The 14,794-nt window shown below is 62.3% G+C and carries 12 protein-coding genes and 1 pseudogene; 4 read left to right on the forward strand and 9 right to left on the reverse strand.

Features of this window, described 5'->3' with window-relative positions; all coding sequences use genetic code 11:
- Position 1: 1 nt before the first annotated feature.
- From ACFVYC_RS09770 to ACFVYC_RS09790, 5 genes are all read right to left on the reverse strand, one after another.
- Entirely contained in the window at positions 2-919 is a 918-nt protein-coding gene (locus tag ACFVYC_RS09770) for a carbohydrate ABC transporter permease (protein WP_387549374.1), read from the reverse strand.
- Positions 916-1,395 carry a carbohydrate ABC transporter permease gene (locus ACFVYC_RS09775; RefSeq protein ID WP_387549376.1) on the reverse strand — a complete coding sequence of 160 codons (480 nt, stop codon included), beginning with the start codon at positions 1,393-1,395 and terminating at the stop codon, positions 916-918. Before ACFVYC_RS09775 ends, ACFVYC_RS09770 begins: the two co-directional genes overlap by 4 nt.
- Entirely contained in the window at positions 1,370-1,843 is a 474-nt protein-coding gene (locus ACFVYC_RS09780; protein ID WP_387549377.1) for a carbohydrate ABC transporter permease, read from the reverse strand. The genes ACFVYC_RS09775 and ACFVYC_RS09780 overlap by 26 nt, the downstream gene beginning before the upstream one ends.
- Before the next feature lie 86 nt (positions 1,844-1,929).
- Positions 1,930-3,243: an ABC transporter substrate-binding protein gene (locus ACFVYC_RS09785; protein WP_387549379.1), complete on the reverse strand. Its 1,314-nt coding sequence runs from the start codon at positions 3,241-3,243 to the stop codon at positions 1,930-1,932.
- A gap of 217 nt (positions 3,244-3,460) precedes the next feature.
- On the reverse strand, positions 3,461-7,276 hold the full coding sequence (locus ACFVYC_RS09790; RefSeq protein ID WP_387549381.1) for a hypothetical protein: 3,816 nt from the start codon (positions 7,274-7,276) through the stop codon (positions 3,461-3,463).
- A 353-nt stretch (positions 7,277-7,629) separates the two neighbouring features.
- Here ACFVYC_RS09790 and ACFVYC_RS09795 point away from each other — a divergent pair, with 353 nt between their 5' ends.
- The 3 genes from ACFVYC_RS09795 to ACFVYC_RS09805 all read left to right on the forward strand — a co-directional run bounded on the left by ACFVYC_RS09795 (position 7,630) and on the right by ACFVYC_RS09805 (position 9,977).
- Entirely contained in the window at positions 7,630-8,727 is a 1,098-nt protein-coding gene (locus ACFVYC_RS09795) for a substrate-binding domain-containing protein (RefSeq protein WP_387549383.1), read from the forward strand.
- Between the two features lie 30 nt (positions 8,728-8,757).
- Complete coding sequence (locus tag ACFVYC_RS09800) at positions 8,758-9,579, forward strand: sugar phosphate isomerase/epimerase family protein (RefSeq protein WP_387549385.1); 822 nt, start codon at positions 8,758-8,760, stop codon at positions 9,577-9,579.
- A gap of 134 nt (positions 9,580-9,713) precedes the next feature.
- Positions 9,714-9,977 (forward strand): hypothetical protein, encoded by a 264-nt coding sequence (locus tag ACFVYC_RS09805; protein WP_387549386.1) that lies wholly within the window; start codon positions 9,714-9,716, stop codon positions 9,975-9,977.
- Between the two features lie 326 nt (positions 9,978-10,303).
- Here the strand turns inward: ACFVYC_RS09805 and ACFVYC_RS09810 are convergent, their stop codons facing one another.
- Positions 10,304-10,636, reverse strand: a complete 333-nt coding sequence (locus ACFVYC_RS09810; protein WP_387549388.1) for a hypothetical protein — start codon at positions 10,634-10,636, stop codon at positions 10,304-10,306.
- Between the two features lie 766 nt (positions 10,637-11,402).
- Between ACFVYC_RS09810 and ACFVYC_RS09815 the strand changes: the two genes are divergently transcribed.
- Positions 11,403-11,705 (forward strand): DUF4193 domain-containing protein, encoded by a 303-nt coding sequence (locus ACFVYC_RS09815; RefSeq protein ID WP_387549457.1) that lies wholly within the window; start codon positions 11,403-11,405, stop codon positions 11,703-11,705.
- A gap of 364 nt (positions 11,706-12,069) precedes the next feature.
- On the opposite strand, the pseudogene ACFVYC_RS09820 reads toward ACFVYC_RS09815, so the two are convergent.
- From ACFVYC_RS09820 to ACFVYC_RS09830, 3 genes and pseudogenes are all read right to left on the reverse strand, one after another.
- Positions 12,070-12,350, reverse strand: a pseudogene (locus ACFVYC_RS09820) (CDGSH iron-sulfur domain-containing protein).
- A gap of 8 nt (positions 12,351-12,358) precedes the next feature.
- Positions 12,359-13,372 (reverse strand): glycosyltransferase, encoded by a 1,014-nt coding sequence (locus tag ACFVYC_RS09825; RefSeq protein WP_387549390.1) that lies wholly within the window; start codon positions 13,370-13,372, stop codon positions 12,359-12,361.
- A complete protein-coding gene (locus tag ACFVYC_RS09830; RefSeq protein WP_387549391.1) occupies positions 13,369-14,421 on the reverse strand; it encodes an iron-containing redox enzyme family protein in 1,053 nt (350 codons plus the stop codon). Before ACFVYC_RS09830 ends, ACFVYC_RS09825 begins: the two co-directional genes overlap by 4 nt.
- Between the last annotated feature and the right edge of the window lie 373 nt (positions 14,422-14,794).

The following is a 14,794-nucleotide window of genomic DNA, read 5'->3' on the forward strand; positions in this document are numbered from 1 at the left end:
ACTATTTGAGGGCTCCTGACCCGATGCCGGCTTTCCAGAACCTCTGCAGGGAGATGAAGAGGACGATGACCGGGATGATGGTGACGAGCGAACCGACGACCACGAGCTGGGCGTATTCGGGGTCACCGAGTGTCCTGCCGTGCCAGGAGTAGATGCCCAGCGCTGCCGGGAACAGGTTGGTGTCGCTGAGCATGACCAGGGGGAGGAAGAAGTTGTTCCAGATGGCGCTGAAGGTCATGAGGAACAGGGTGACGATTCCTGGCTTCATCAAAGGTGCGGCGATGGTGAGGAAGGCACGGAATTCACCGGCGCCGTCCAGTCGTGCGGCCTCAATGATTTCCTTGGGCACGTAACTGGCGCTGAACATGCGTGCCAGGTAGACACCGAAAGGGCTGGCGATCTGGGGCAGGAATACTCCCCAGAAGTTGTTGACCAGGCCGAGGTTGGAAGCGAGCAGGTACAGCGGCATGGTGGTCACCGCCGCGGGCACGAGGACCCCGACCAGGACGAAACCGAACCAGCGTTCCTTGCCGGGGAAGTCGAATTTGTCGAAGGCGTGGCCGGCGAGGAAGGATACGGCGACTGAGGCGCAGGCCCCGAGGCCGGCGTAGGCGGCGGTGTTGGCCATCCAGCGCAGGAAGGTTCCGTTTTCCCAGGTGAACAGCTGGACGAGGTTCTCGATGAGGTTGAACTCGGCGAAGGAGAACCCGGCTGTGCCGTAGAGGTCGGAGGTGTTCTTGGTCGATGCGACGATGAGCCAGGTCAGCGGCAGCAGGGTGTAGAGGCAGAACATGCCCAGCATGATGTTGACTGCGAGCTTGGAGGACCAGGCGCTTCTGGACTGGCGCTTCCTGGGCGCGGCTGCGGGGGGCAGGGGCGTGGTGCCGGTCGTTGCCGGTTGTGTGGTGATGGGGCTCATGATTCCACCTTTGATCCGAATTTGGTGACGCCCCAGGACAGTGCTCCGATGAAGACGGCGAAGATCAGTGCTGTTGCTGCCGCGTAGCCGAAGTCGTGCTTGTCGAATGCGGTCTGGTAGATGAACATGTTCGGGGTCCACGTACTGTCGATGGATGTTGCGCGGCTCTTCAGGAGCAGGGGTTCGGCGAAGAGCTGCATGGCCCCGACGACGGTGAACAGCGTCGCGACGCTCACAGCGCCCATGATCATGCGGGCTTTGATTGCAAAAGCTGTGCGGATGGGTCCGGCGCCGTCAACGGTGGCGGCCTCCAGGACCTCCTGCGGCACGGCCTGCAGGGCGGCGTGGAAGAGGATGACGTTATATCCGGTGTGCAGCCAGATGGTGATGTTGGACAGGGAGAGCAGGGCGGCCAGGTGGCTGCCCATGTCCCAGCCGGCACCGGTGCTTTCATAGATGTCCACCAGCGGGCTCACGCCGGGGGGTGTAGAGGTAAACCCAGATGACGGCAGCAATCAGGCCCGGGACGATGTTCGGCATATAGAAGGCCAGGCGGAAGAAGGACTTGGCGCGTGCGGCCGCGGAGTCCAGCAGAAGCGCAATAACCAGGGACAGTCCGATCATGACCGGGATGTAAAAGAGGCAGTAAACGGCGATGTTCACAAAGCCTGCCAGGAACGCCTGGTCCTGGAGGGCGCGGGCGTAATTGGCCAGGCCGTTGAAGACCCTGGCTGTTCCGCCCAGGCCCAGTCCGCTGGACTTTTCGGTGAAGAGGCTCAGGAATCCTGAGTATCCAATGGGTGCGATGGTGAACGCCAGGAACAGCACGAAGAACGGAGCCAGGAACAAGAAAGCGTGCTTGCCTGACCGGCGGCGTGAACGGCGTATGACGGTGGAGCGGGCCGTTGTGGTGGCGCCTGTCATGACTTTTCCCTTCGAATGGGTGGCACTGTGTGGGCCTTGGCCAGCCCGCCGGCTTGGGGGAACGCGGCGGACTGGCCAAGGGGTCTTTATTTGACGGAGATGCCGCGGTTCTTCAGCTCAGAGACCGTGGCTTCCTGGGTGGGGGCGAAGATGTCGGTGAGCTTGGTGCTTCCGGCCTTGACCTTCGCGCTTTCGTCGGTGAGCTTGGCTAGGGTGGTGGCCGTACCCGGTCCCCATACCCAGCCTTCGGGTACTGCGGCCAGGCCCTCAGCGGCTACCTCGTAGATGTTCTGGCCGCCGAAGAAGTCAGGCTTGAACGCGTCGGTGGCAGCCTTGCGGGCTTCCTCGTTCACGGGGAAGACGGTGGAGGTTCCGCCGGCGATGCGTGCCTTGATCCCTTCAGGGTTGGTGGTCATCCACTCGATGAACTTCACGCCCGCTTCGGCTTTGGTGCTGTTGTCCGAGATGCCGAAGGTTGAGCCGCCGTACAGCGCCGAGGCAGGTTCCGCGGTCGGTGCCGGTACCGGGGCGACGCGCCACTTTCCGGCCTGGTCCGCGTAGGTGGCCTGCAGGCCCGCGCCATACCATGATCCGCTGATGACGGACAGGAGCTGACCGGCTGCCTGCTTTTGCTGCAGCACCGGGGCGTCCTCGGTCCAGAGGAGCTTGGCGTCAACGAGGTCCTGCTGGACCTTCAGGGCTTCCTTGGTTTCCTCGGTGTCGATGTCCACCTTCCAGGACTCGCCATCGAGCGCGCCCCACTTGGCTCCGTTCTGCCAGGCGAGGGCGGCGTACAGGGCCGGGTCGCCCACGGCGCTGGCGCCGATGCGGACGTTCGGATCCGCAGCCGCGACCTTCTCGGCTGCGGCTTTGTATTCGTCCCAGGTCTTCGGCACCGCGATGCCGTACTGCTCGAAGAGATCGGCGCGGTAGTACATCTGCAGGAGGCCTGCGTCCAGCGGTACGGACCAGGTGGACCCGCCGAAGTTCACCAGGGACTGGATGGATTCTGAGAAGTTGTCCTTGACGAGGCCGCCGGCTTCGTTGCTGATGTCCTTCAGGACGCCCTGGCTGGCCATTTCGGCGACGCGCGGGTATTCCACGGTGATTACGTCCGGCGCGTTTCCTGCCTGCACCTGGTTCGTCAGCTGCGGGTAGTTGTCCTTGGAGCTTGCGACTTCGTTGAAGGTCACGTTGACGTCGTCCTGGGCGGCGTTGAATGCGTCAACGACCTGCTTTGAACCCTTCAACCATGACGAGAAGGTGATTTCCACCGTCTCCTGCTCGGTGGGTGCAGGAGAAGCGGTTGTACCCGCTCCTGTTCCCGAGCAGCCGGCAAGGAGTGCTGCTGAGAGCATTCCCGCTGCAAGGACGATGCTTGGTTTGCGACTGCGTGGCATGAAGATAACTCCTAGTAGATGTGGCCCCACTCACAATGGTGAAAGACCACGCCTGTCCAGTCAAGCGCAGATGAGCAAAACGATCTGTTTTTGTATTCAAATGAAAGAAACGAATTATATTGGCTGTGGCAGTGCACGAGCCAAGCCCGTTGGAACACAAAAGAGGCGGGCCGGATCAGGAGATCCGGCCCGCCGCTTTCGGGCACTTCCTTCGTCTTTAGACGACGATCCTGAGCGTGTCCGAGGCGGACGGTGAGACCGAAGTGGTGCTGTTTCCCTGGTAGGTCGCCACCACGGAGTAGGTTCCCTTCGGAAGCGGCGGCAGGGTCACCAGACCCATGCCGTTGCTGTCGACAGTTCCGGTGGCAGTGAAGTCTCCGGCGGTGACGACCACGGGGCCGCTCAGGTCTCCGCCCGGGGATGAAACGCTGATGGCAACGTCGTACTCCTGCCAGGAGACGCCTGTCTTGCGCTTCACGGTCGCCGTGGTGGTTGTTGCATAGCGGACCGTTACGGGAGGCGAGGCGGCAGAGGTACGGAGCCGGTCTTCTCCTGTGGCGGTGACAACAGCCGTGATGTCCTGGCCCTGGTCCTCTGCGGCCAGGGTGTAGGCCGGTGTGGTGGCACCGGTGATGTCTGCGCCGTTGCGCTGCCACTGGTAGGAGAAGGTGAGGCTTGTTTCGTTCCAGGTGCCGGAAGTGGCATTGAGCGTTTGTCCGACGTCGGGTTCTCCGGAAAGGACCGGGGCCGTGAGGTTCTTCGCGGCGCCGGGCTGGTAGGTGTTCAGGTTCGCCGTGTCTATTGTTGCCCCGGACACGCTGATCTTTGACCCCTCAGTTTCAGCGATAGGGATTGAGGTTCCGTTCCCCACGGCCAGAACGATGTCGAACTCTGCACTGGTGCCGGTCCGGGTGATCCGGAACGAGCCGTCCGTGAAGGCCGCGGTGGCCCCTTGGGCGTTCTGCAGCCACCCTCGGAGCCAGGATTGGCCCTTACGGAAGGTGAACTGGATAGTCGTGCCGATCGTTTCGTAGTCCACGGTGACGCCGGCTTCCGGTGCCAGTTGCCAGGCCCAGGTGTGGCTGGCAGTGTCCGTGAAACGGTCATGGAAGGCGAGCAGGGCATCAGCGTCGCCGTGGTCTGTCATGTCCACGACGGCTTCCCTGGTTGCTGACCTGACCTGGAAGTTGGCGCTGCCGTCGAGCGAGACGTAGCCGCCACCCTGGCCCTCGTAGGTCTTTGAGGCCAGTGTCCGGCCGTTGCCCTCTGCCTGGTCCGGTTTGTTGTCCACGAGGACCCGGGAGTACTTGTTGGCCGCCGTGACCGATTTGCCGGGCTGGGTGGCCCAGGTTGCGTCGTGGCTGATCATTGAGATCCCGAACGTTTCGTCCCCTGCCCAGCCGAGGTGGGAGTGGTTGCGGTTGTTCAGCTGGACCAGGACGTCGTCTGCGTCAACGATGCGGTTCCGGAAGGAATAGGACCCCGCCTCGTCATCCAGAATCGCGGGGTATACCTTGGCCGGGTCATACTCCTCGCCGGCCGGGACCGACTCGGGCCAGTCGATGAGCCCCTGGGTGATGAATCCGGGGGAGTAGAACTTCGTCGTGGCACGGTGGCCGTTGACCCTTTCGAAGATCTCGATCATCGGGGCGAGCTCGCCGGTCTTGGCCTGTCCCAGATACAGCGGCCACGCGGTGGAGTTGTTTGCCCCGGCGACACCCCACTGGAGCCGGTTGTTGGGCTGTCGCAGGGACACCGTGTGCAGCAGGAGGTTAGCGGTGTCCGGTGCCATCCATGCGTGCTTCAGGGCGTCGATACCGACGTCAATGCTGCCGCGGATGCCCGGCATGGACATCATCTGGGTGTAGTCGAGGTACTCCAGGCCTTCCTGGAACCAGCCGTGCTCGGTGTGGGCGGTTTCCAGGTGCTGGCGAAGCTGGTCCACCAGGGTACCGATCCGGGTGTCCCTCATGCCGTACCCGGCATCGCCGCGGACTGCCAGGTGTTGGGCAAGCTCAGCGCCGCGCACGACGCCCACCCAGTTGCTGGCCTTGTCCGGCAGGATGATGTTCGGGTGCTTGGCGAATTCGAAGAAGACCGCCGTCCGCTCGAAGTATTCGACGGCGAAGGCCCGCTGGGCGTCCGTCCAGCCGTTGTAGGCCCAGTCGTAGGTGAGTGCCAGCTGCGAGACAGGGTTGGCGGTGTCCAGATCCTGCTTGGCGGTGAACGGGGTGGCGTTGGCGGCGGCGACGAACGCGTCGTAGGCCATGGCAGCGTAGCGGGCCTCACCTGTGACCTGGTAGACGAACGCCGCTTCGCGGGCATACCGGTCAGCAGAGGAACCGAAGGTGGCCATGCCGCCCTCGACGCGCGCCTTGATGGTGTTCCAGGCGTCCTGGGGAGTGCCGGGAGCACCAATGAGGCGGTTGATCTTGGCCAGCACGTCCGTGGTGAGACCGATGCGGGGGTGCTGCAAAGCGGCCCGGGAAGCGGTCGCCAGCAGGGTGCCGTTGGCGTCGACCAGGGCGAAGTGGCCGCCTGCCTCCTGCGTGCTGGTTCCGCCGAAGCGGCTTAGGCCCGTTGCTGCGGTGCGGGCGGAGGAGACGTTGGCCGCGGTGATGGCCTCGGTGTGGCCGACCGCTGTGAGCGGCAGCTTAGCGTTGCCGACTGCCCGCCAGCCAAGGTGCGTGCCAACGGTGTCCGAAGTGACACTGAGGTAGCTTGTCGCTGTTGTGTCAGCGGCGGGGGAGAGGATGCTGCTTTCGTTGGTGCGTGCTACTTCTGCACCAGCGGCGTCCCTGGCGATGACAACGTATTTGTACTCGGTCGAGGGAAGCCATTCCACATCTGTGGCCTGCAGGAGGCTCGCCGGAACGCTGCGGATCAGGGTGGACGCATCGGCGGTTACGGGCGACCCTGCCGGTCCGCGGTGGATATCGAAGCGTGCCGGGGTGCCTGTCGGGGCAGCAACGGTCCAGTTGAGCCCGATGTCGCCTGCCTCTGTGGTGGCCGTGGCGAGTCCCGCGGTCACGGTCGACGGCGAGACCTGGATGTCGTCGATGTCCATGGTTCCCTGGACGGCGTCGTTGAAAGCGTGCAGCCGGATCCTGGTGGCAGCAGCCGGAACGGTGAAAAGACCCGAGGATTTCTGCCACCCGGAGGTCGGAGTGTTCCGGCCGATGAAGCTTGAGCCGCCACCGCCGTCCAGCACGTCAATGCGCAGGCCGGCCTTGCCGGTGCCGGAAATCGATGCAATCCGGCTGAAGAATTCTGCCTTGAACGTTCCCCCGCCCGCAGGGAGGGTGATGTCCTGGGTTAATGCCAGTCGGCTGGAGGTGGTGTCGGTCTTAATGCGCAGCGCGTTGGTACCTGCGTAACCGTCCGTTTTGCTGACGGTGCCGGTTCCGGCTGCATTCCAGCGGCCCCACGCGTCCGGGACGGCTCCGGGGAAGGCCTCAAAGCTGCCGTTGGAAGCCAGGTTTGAGGCTTCGTCATAGACGCTGAAGTCGATGTCATCGAGCTGCATTGAGCCCTGCATGCCATCCACCATTGGCTCCACCCGGACACTGGTCGCGCCCGCAGGGACATCCAGGTGCGCCGTGACTTGGCGCCAAGCGGTCGCGGCATCAGTTCCGTAGAACTGGGTGGGAGTGCCCGGGAAGGTAACGCGGACGCCCGCCTTGCCGGTGCCCGTGAGGGTCCCCTTCTTCTGCCAGAACGTCAGGCGAAGCTTCTTCACCGTTCCGGGCACCGCGGCGTCCTGGACCAGGAAGCCACGGCTGGTGGTGGTTCCGGTGGCGATTTGGACAGCGCCGCTGCCATCCCGGCCGGGAACCTGGGTGTAGGTGGCGGTCCCGGACGGAGTCCATGTGCCCCATGATGTGGGTCCGGAGGTGCCGAATGCCTCGAAAGAGGCGTTGGTGACCAGGTTTGGGTTAGCTGCCGTGGCGGAGGTGGCCACCACGGTGGTACTGAGGGCAACAACGGTCAGTGCCGCTGCCAGTTGCCGCAATGTCTTCAGTGCGGATTTCATGTTCTTCCTGGGGATAGGGCCCGCCTGGAGGGCAGGGTGCGGTTACGCCAAGAGGGGCACCATCGCGGACCCGATCCATGCCTTGGGGGCCTGAGAGGGCATGGAGAATCAAAGGGACTTTGTGTGGTGCGCATCACCCTGTGGGCGATTTGTGATGCTACAGGCCCCTGTGCGAGCTATCAATGAAAGAGATCATATGATCACTCTTGCCCTCCACTAAGGGTCTAAGAGTTCTAAATGCACTTGCTTGGGCCGTTTGTTCGAACGGTAATCCTCAGGATCGGCAAAACATCGTGGGAGTATGATCAAATTGATCAAACAATCGTTCAGGGGGTTTTGCGATGGCGCGGAGTGTGACAGAGAGACGGCAGGCTATTCTCGACATCGTTCAGCAGGAAGGCTCCCAGGTCGTTCTCGAGTTGGCCCGCCGGTTGAAAATTTCCGCGGTTACCATCCGCAGGGACCTGGAGGAACTTGCCGCGCAGGGCCTGGTTCATCGGACGCACGGTTCAGTTTCCCCCGCCTCCGAACCTGCGCCGATGGCGCTGGACGGGCCAAAAACCATCGGTATGGTAGTGCCGCACAGCAACTACTACTTCGATGGGGTCATCGCTGGCGCCAAAGCCGCTGCAGCATCAGCAGGAGCAAGACTGGTCCTTGGCGTCTCGGACTACGACAAGGCGACCGAAATGCACCAGGTCGCCCGGCTCACGAACAAAGGCGTTGACGGGCTCCTCATCGCCCCCACCCCCGATTTCGTCACGGGCGAACTCGACGCCGAACAGCAGCAATGGCTGGTATCCCTCTCCGTACCTGTCGTCCTGGTCGAACGCCCGGTGGCCTCCACCGGGGTTGCCTCGATTTTGGACTCCGTCAGCTCCTCGCACTCCGCCGGAGCTGCCCTCGCAATCCGGCACCTTGCCGAACTGGGCCACCGCAAACTCGTCAGTGTCATGATCTCCGGACCCAACACCCCGCAGGTCCGGCAAGGATACCTGTCCGCCGTGGAGTCACTGGGGCTGGAATCCCTGGGAGTCATCGACGAAGGAGGTGCAGGCTCTGAGGACGCAGCCGAACTGCTGCTGCAGTCCGTCCGCGACGGCGCCACAGGTATCTTTGTCCACAACGACCAGCTCGCTGTGCGCTGCATGATGTGGCTGGAGGACGCAGGCATAGACGTCCCCGAAGAGGTCTCCCTGGCCGGATACGACGACGTCATCGCCGGAGTAGCGCACGTACCCCTGACCGCCGTAGCACCCTGGAAGAGCGTGGTCGGTCACCGGGCGGTCCAGCGGCTTCTGAGCCGCATCGCCGAAAGGGAACCAGCAGGAAATTTCGGCCGCCCAAGCGAACCCATGGCCACCGAACACCTCGAGTTTGTTCCGCGCCTGCATGTACGTCAGTCAACAACCGAGCCCGCACTGGAAAGCAGCACCGCAGGCCGTGGATAAGATCGCCGAAACTGGCGCAGGACAGGACGCATGAAGCTCGCATTTTCCTCCCTCGGCATGCCCGGAGCCGGCATCGACGAGCTCATCCGCTGCGCTGAAGAAGGAAAAGCCGAAGGACTGGAGCTTCGAATCGCCGATGGTGAAGCCATCACCAGGAACATGCCGGCCACGGCTCAGCAAGCAGTAAGACGGCGCATCGAAGACGCTGGCCTCACGCTGATCGCCATTTCCAGTTACATCAAAGTCTGCTCACCCGCGCCGGACGCTGATGTCATCTCCGCCCTGCACGAAACGCTCGAACTCGCCGCTTCCCTCAGGGCCGGCGGTGTCAGAATTTTTCCGGGCGCTGAGGGCAATGGCGAAGTAAAGGACTGGGACCAGATTGCCGCTGGACGGCTGTCCGTTGCTGCGGAAGCGGCGTCCAGCTTAGGCGTCGACCTGCTCCTGGAGACCCATGACTCGCACCCGACCGGCCGGGATATTTCCCGGATTCTGCGCGTGGTTGAACCGGCCGGCACTACCAAAGCCCTTTGGGACGTACTCCACCCCTGGAGGCACGGGGAGCGTCCTGAAGAGACTGCCAGCTACTTGGAGGGCTCGCTGGCGTACTGCCAATTTAAAGACGCGGTGCTCGGACCAGAACCAGGAAGCGTGACCCTCACCCTCCCTGGCGAAGGCGATATCCCTATCACCGAAATTGCGGGTATTGCCGAAAAGGTAAGCCAGCGCCAGGGAAACCCGACCTACTGGGCGTGTCTGGAGTGGGAAAAGGCATGGCACCCGCATCTTGAAGATCTCCCCGCGGCCCTGTCGGCATTTCGCACCCTCCTCATGCCCGAGGCAACCCCTTGAAAGGTACAACTGTGACCCAAGGGACGGGTCCAGCAGTAGAGGACGGGGGCAGCACGCACACCCAGCAGCTGGCCAGGTTGCGACCACCGACACCGTGGGTGTAATTGAGACTAGGACTGCATGGATTGCATCGAATGACTGCCTTGCATGCGACACAGCGAAAGGCAGAACAGCCGTTGATGCCAGACCCGGAACTTTTCAGAATCATCCGTGACCCCAGGGGGCCCGAAACTACCATCTCCAGTTTGTCGGATCTGGAACTGGCAAGGCTGCTGGATGCCCTCTACCAGAACCTCGATACGCCGAGACCGGAACCGACTGCCATCTTCTGGTACGAAACAGGCGTCGGAGAAAGCCTCAGCAGAGCCAATATCAGCCGGTTTCCCACCCCAGACTGAGATTACCGAAGCGGTAGCCGGGACGGCTTTTTAGTTTCCCGGCCTTTATTGTCGTTTCCCTAATCGGGCTTGCCGCTGGTGCTCCTCCAGCTTTGCCTCCGAGGCTCGGCGCCGGTTCCCGATGGCCCGGACCTGGTCGGCCGTGGGGTGCCGGTGCTCTCGTTCCCACGAATGGTCGTTCGCTCCGGTCCTTAGGAGCGAGTCTTCATTGCGGGGGTTGTTTCTTTTATTCATGCGGGTTTCCTTCTATTCGGCGGACAGTCAAGTCGTGGGAGGCAGTCCTGTCTGTAGCAGAGCAGCGATTCTTGTTCAGAACCGCTTGGGCTCTACTCAGGCACTTCAAGTCGGAACCCGCACGCGCAGTGAAGGACGCGGGTGGAGAGATAGACGTCCAGAGTGTCTTGGACAGCTTCTTCCCGGGCCTTGGGTATCGACAGCCGCCGCAGCTCAAAGCCGGTCTTTGTCATCGGCCGTCCACAGTGCAGGTATTGCGAGTCGAAGATCAGCACGTCCCCTGTCTGGTCCGTTCGCCCCAACACTGCGGACAGGTCAACCACGCTGGCGGGATGTTCACTGAAGCGGTTGCATCGGCTGCAGATGTAGGAGACCAGGACGACGTCGGCCGCGCTTTCGGGCAAATCAGCGACTGATCTAATCACGAGGTTCTGATCGGTGCCGCAGTAGTCACACATCAGCGGCAAAATCCGGGGCGGCCCTCCACCGTCGGGCCGGAAGCTGCGAGACTCCAGCGACATCAGCGGGCTTCGGAGTAGCTGACAAGGGTGCAAACCCCGCGACGGATCCGCTGAGGTAGCAACAGTCGTGGGGGAGGACTGGGACGTTGATGCGCTCCCGCCGCCTGAAAGGCATGGCTGGCCCCTAGCGGTGGTTCAGGCCAAGAAGGAGGTTGGTAGGCCCGGAAAACAGCGTGGGGGAGGACTGACGGAAAACCCGAGGTGGCCATAGCAGGCTCTTTCCTCTGTGTGCGGTATGGGCCGCCATCTGCTACAGCGACGTCACCTCCTGACGCTGCACAACAACATCTGGAGGTGCCCTGGACAAATCGTTCGGCAACTCCAGGGACTTCTACAAGAAAACCTATCTTCCGCTGCAGCACCTTGTACAGAGGAGGCGCGAAGCTCTACATTGCTGCCCCGCACCAATCGACCGGCGAACCGAAGTCGTGCTGGACGTCTGATGCAGGCGGAAGGCTCTCTGCCGAAAGAACCATCCAAGCGAAGGCCAACGCGGCGGGGGAGGAACTGCCCAACGTGACAACGGACCAGACCCGAGCACGATGCTGCTTGGCTCATAAACGAATCTCCCTGATGTTCCTCCGGCGGGGGAACAACAGGGAGATGGTGTGCGTTGCAGTCTCGTCAGAAGGAACATCAGACAACAGCGCAAGAAATGAGAAGCACCACAGTGGCAACCGACTACGACGAGCTCCGTTCCGACGTCAAAGAATCCCAGGACCGGTCCCTGGAGGCGTTGCAGACCGCGAAGGCCCCGGATGCCCGCAGCGTCGTCAGCGAACTGGACGAAGCCGATGCCCTCGACGAGGGGCTGACTCCAGGAGGAGAAATTGTCTCCGAAGAACTCATCGTTCAAGTCATCCCTCAGGCCGCAGACGAATTCACCTGCTATTCCTGTTTCCTCGTCCGTCACCGGTCCCAACTTGCCCTCGAGAGCAACGGCCACGCCTACTGCATCGAATGCGAAGGCTAAAACACGACCATCTGCAATGACGAGCTCACGTTCGGCTGTGCTGTAAATCAGTCGAAACAGTTCAGAACAGGGTAGGCGGACAGCTGCTCCACCAGTCCGGTCTCTACGCGGTGCCGCTGCCCGGTCACCGCCAGCACTGGCATTTGCCCGTGCCACGGGCAGAGCCAAGGCATCAATTTCAGGTGCGTTGCTGTGGCCGACTCAACCAGTTCCAATTCGCCTCCTGACCCCCGCATTTCCGGATATCTCCTGCCGGCTGGCTGAGCAGCTCTAACTACCTAAGCCCGGAGAGGAACGCCACGAAAGGATGGCAAAAAGGGCCTCTTCCGCAAGCAATCCCCCCGCCGGTCCGTCACGGGTCGCGTCAACTGACAGGTTCCGTTGTGGAGCTTCCAGGTTTAGGGTCCGTGTCCGGGTTGCTGCTTGTCCGGGTATTCGGGGTCCCGGTGCGGAAATTGATCAGTTTGTGAGTGCCGTCACAGTATGGCTTGATGGCGGAGGCACCGCACCTGCACAGGGCAACCGTCTTGCGTGTTCGTGCCACCGGTTCTCCGGAAGGTGTGAGGATGTCAAAGTCGCCAGGACCAGGATGGGCCCGTCCGGGCAGAGGACCAGCGCGGTGGTATAGGTGTGTTGGTCGTTCATATTTTTTCCTACCTGGCGGGGCGGGCAGAGCGGATTTTGCCTTCATGCTGAAGCCGCAAATAGTTGAGGGAGTGGCCGGCCGTTTTTAGGCGGGTACCAGCGTACGGAACTCCTCCGCGGCACCGAAGGGCGACGGCCATCCAGATGCAGATGGCACGCTCGACCGCCCAGAGGGGGGCGAACATCGATGTAGAGGCGGGGAATACTTCCTGGCCATGCTGGCGTCTGCGGCCCGATTCCGCCAGTGCCGCAGCAGTGGCCGCAGCGCATAGCAGGGCAAGGATCCGTCGCCACCCGGGCAAGCAAAGTATCCAGGTCAGCAGTGGCAGCAGAATGAGCTCAATGACGAGGCGTCCGGGTTGGGCAAAGTCGTCATAGGCTTGGCGGACCCGTTGCCGGAGGAAGTGTCGGGCGGTGGGCGGATTGCGCGCAACGAACAGCGCGGTGGCTTGTTCTTCCCGGCCTCCGGCGGCCGTCACGGTACGTATGAGCTCAAGGTTTTCGAATAAGACCGGTGCGTAGCCCCCCGTCGCCTGGAGCGCGGCTCGACTCACGGCCAGAGTCCCGGGGAAGTCACCGGCAAAGGCCCGGTTGATGAGGGTACGGGATGTATCCCAGCGTGCGTGCCACGGCCAGGTTGTGAAGTAATTTTGAGGTCTGACGATATCGGCGCGGTCGAGGCCGGCGATCACCGCGTTGAGACCCTCCGGGGTGTACCGCACGTCGTCGTCGGCAATGACGAGTCGTTCCGCCGTGCTGAGGCGTACAGCTGTCATTACGGCGGCGACTTTGCCGTTGCCCGCCGCTCCGGGGGTTGGACGAACGTGATTTACGGCCGAGGGAAAGCAGTCGGTGTGGCGTTCGAACAGTGCGTCCGGTGACCCGTCGACGACCGTCACCGCGATCCATTCACACAAAGCTTCCAGATAGCGTACGAGGTCAGCCAGTGCCGAGTCATCAACCCATCGCAGGGGCAGAATGTATTCCGCGCCAGGGATCAGGGTACGGTTGCAGCTAGTCATGCCGTAGCGGGCACCGGCTGCCTCATTGAGGACCGGCCGTTCTCCCAGGCGTCCATGAGATGGGACGCGAAGCGTACGTCGATACAGGAAACCGCGGCCGCACCGAAGAGGACATCCTCAAGGAGGCCCGGTTCAGCCTCCACAAGGCCGCCGGCGAGGTCACGCCCGGCGATTTGTTCGTGGACCGCATCTGCCTCGACGTGTTCATCAAAGTAGCCTGTCACATCGGTGCCGAAGCCCAGGCGTCGAAATCCGTTCCCATAGAGCTGGTTCGGCCGAGAGGACGTCATCTCGTATAACGCCAGGTGCCCGGCGATGGCTCCGCGTAACCTTCTGTTCAAACCGAACAGAGACATCAGGTTCACCGATGCCAAAGAAATGGCAGGCACCGCGTCGATATAGCCGCCGTAGCTGTCATTGAGCCCGAGCCCCCGCATGGTCCGGGCGAACATTTCGCTGTGCATGCGTTCCCGGCGCCCGCCGCCGTACTCGTCTGCCTGGATCTCCACGAGAGCCGCTTTGGCTCTGCCGGTGAGGCGGGGGATAGCCCAAGTGTGCGGGTCCGCTTCCCTGAGCTGATATATCGACTTATGAATCAGAAATTCACGAAGCTCCCCGATTGTCGCCTTCTTCGCCACATGGCGCGAAACGCTTGGACCACCATCGCGGGCCGCCAGGTTAAACAGGAGTGCTGCGACGGCGTCGCTGTCGGGGTTACCCTCACCGGCGGGCCGGACCGAGGCAATGACGGGACCTGCCTCGGAGCGTAGCCACTGCTCGAATGGCTCTTCGAGCAGGTGGCGGATCCCGATCAGCCCGGGGTTCCACTCCCAACGGTCATCGACGCCGTTCAGTCCTCCATAGTGCAGCTCATACAGGCAGAACAAAGCGAGCTGGAAGTCCTCATCGAGCGCATCACCGATGGTGAGTCCCCCTTCGGCAACGAGGGCATGCAGGGCGGTCAGCGCCGCTGGGTCGGCGCTGGGGTCCCCGGCGAGGAGGTTAATCAATCCAGAACTGATCGGTCCTCGGGGTTCAGGGACTTGCATACGGTGCTCCTAAGTTGGGTTCGGTGGGACTAGCCAAAAATGTTGTTCCTCCCAGTCTCCTCCGGACGGCCTCAGCACCGCAGCCGGAGGACTCATGCTCTCGGTAATACCGGCTCAGTTGCCGACTATTGCCTCAGGGGACGCGCCGTTGCCCAAGGGAGTCCAATTCTTCCTTGAGTCCGGTCTGCGGATCGAGCTGACGACAGGGAAGCCCAGAAACAGCGAAGGGGGCGCTGGTCTGAAACCCATACGTGATGGAGATGAGGATAAGAGCCTTCCAGCCATTGCCCCGCAACAAGTGCTGCAGGCGGTGCGGGCGGACCCTGCTTGCCGCTCGAAGAAACATCATAAGCACGCTTAGTAAGCTCTTCCA

The organism is Pseudarthrobacter sp. NPDC058329 (assembly GCF_042879835.1).
Taxonomy (GTDB): Bacteria; Actinomycetota; Actinomycetes; order Actinomycetales; family Micrococcaceae; genus Arthrobacter.